We start from the raw sequence: 403 nt of genomic DNA, 5'->3' as shown, positions 1-403 counted from the left end.
TGTTTTGCAACTGAATAGGATATATGGTGGGCGCTGACGGGATCGAACCGCCGACATTCTGCTTGTAAGGCAGACGCTCTACCAACTGAGCTAAGCGCCCTGAGAAATAGCATAGCTATTAGAGATAGTAGCATAAGCAGTTATGCTTATACACTGATTAATATCTTAATCTCAGGAAATTAGGATACCAAATTTTATGAAATGGCGCAGCGGACGGGGCTCGAACCCGCGACCCCCGGCGTGACAGGCCGGTATTCTAACCAACTGAACTACCACTGCATTTGCACAATGTCGCTATTGTGGTACAAACTCTGAAATCTTAAGTGGCGCAGCGGACGGGGCTCGAACCCGCGACCCCCGGCGTGACAGGCCGGTATTCTAACCAACTGAACTACCGCTGCAT

3 tRNA genes are annotated in these 403 nt (G+C 49.9%); all 3 read right to left on the bottom strand.

What is annotated here, in order from left to right:
• Positions 1–24: 24 nt before the first annotated feature.
• A tRNA-Val gene (locus J502_RS16265) sits at positions 25–100 on the bottom strand.
• Positions 101–202: 102 nt separating this feature from the next.
• Positions 203–279 (bottom strand) — tRNA-Asp (locus tag J502_RS16260).
• Positions 280–324: 45 nt separating this feature from the next.
• Positions 325–401, bottom strand: a tRNA-Asp gene (locus tag J502_RS16255).
• Positions 402–403 lie beyond the last annotated feature (2 nt).

The sequence above is a fragment of the Acinetobacter sp. 1294596 genome, from assembly GCF_000582925.1.
Taxonomy (GTDB): Bacteria; Pseudomonadota; Gammaproteobacteria; order Pseudomonadales; family Moraxellaceae; genus Acinetobacter; species Acinetobacter radioresistens.
Note: the sequence above shows the minus strand (reverse complement) of the source record. Positions and strands in the feature narration are given on the sequence as shown.